This window comes from Methylophaga sp. UBA4204, from assembly GCF_002379485.1.
GTDB lineage: Bacteria > Pseudomonadota > Gammaproteobacteria > Nitrosococcales > Methylophagaceae > Methylophaga.
The window spans coordinates 31,664-32,719 of record NZ_DFTU01000034.1; the positions used below are offsets into that span (position 1 = coordinate 31,664).

At 44.3% G+C, this 1,056-nt stretch carries 1 protein-coding gene and 1 pseudogene; one reads left to right on the forward strand and one right to left on the reverse strand.

What is annotated here, in order from left to right; genetic code table 11:
- Window positions 1-189 (reverse strand): annotated as a pseudogene (locus B3182_RS04580) (flagellar basal body protein FliL); the annotation flags it as partial.
- An 85-nt stretch (window positions 190-274) separates the two neighbouring features.
- Here B3182_RS04580 and asd point away from each other — a divergent pair.
- A partial coding sequence (gene asd, locus B3182_RS04585; RefSeq protein ID WP_292751725.1) for an archaetidylserine decarboxylase occupies window positions 275-1,056 on the forward strand: 782 nt, incomplete at its 3' end.

Consider the following 1,056-nt stretch of genomic DNA (forward strand, 5'->3'; position numbering starts at 1 on the left):
TTCTGACTTTAACGCTACCTTGATTTGCAGATAACGTGCCTGATCATCACTTTGCCGCAAAAAATTAATGGTAAAGGGCTCTTCAATAACGTAATACAATGGTTGATTCGGCTGGCCACCTCCCGCATAACATACATAGCTGGTAAAACTGAGCAATGTGATTATTAATGCGTTCAGCAGATTTTTCATGACTTGGTATACTCCTTTGCGGAATGAGCTGGTGATATCAGCAACTGATTATGACAAGCTTAGGTAATGCGTGAAAGGGGGCAATTTGTCTAATAATGAACTAAAGCAAAATCAGGTGCCGAGAGCGAGCAAAAAAGATTTCTGGCTGACCCTGCCACAATACTGTCTGCCACAACACTTATTATCACTGCTGATGCACCGAATTTGTCGATTAACCACACCCTGGTTTAAGAATCGCATAATCTCAATTATTATTCGCCAGTATAAGGTGGATATGTCGGAAGCGGTAAATCCAGATATTAATTCCTATCAGCATTTCAATGCTTTTTTTACCCGCAAAATTAAACCCCAAACCAGACCAGTCGCATTGGGGAGTGACGTAGTTGTCTCTCCGGTAGATGGTTGTTTAAGCCAGTTGGGCTTTATCCAACAAGGCAGAATTGTACAGGCCAAGGGCCATGATTATTCAACGCTCGAACTATTAGGTGGCGATTCAGCAGTAGCGGAAAAGTTTGATGGGGGACAATTTGCGACAATTTATCTGTCACCACGTGATTACCATAGAATCCATATGCCTGTTTCAGGAAGTCTGACCCGAATGCGCTATATACCGGGGAAATTATTTTCGGTTAACCCACTTACCGTTCGCGGTGTACCGAGATTGTTTGCCCGCAACGAGCGCGTGGTCACAATTTTTCAGACCGACTTTGGACCTGTGGCGCTCATTCTGGTTGGCGCTATTTTTGTTGGCAGTATGGAAACAGTGTGGCATGAAGGCGAGATTACACCGCCATACACCAAAGGTATTCTGGACTGGCACTATACCGATGCCCATATTCGTCTGAATAAAGGAGAGGAGATGGGGCG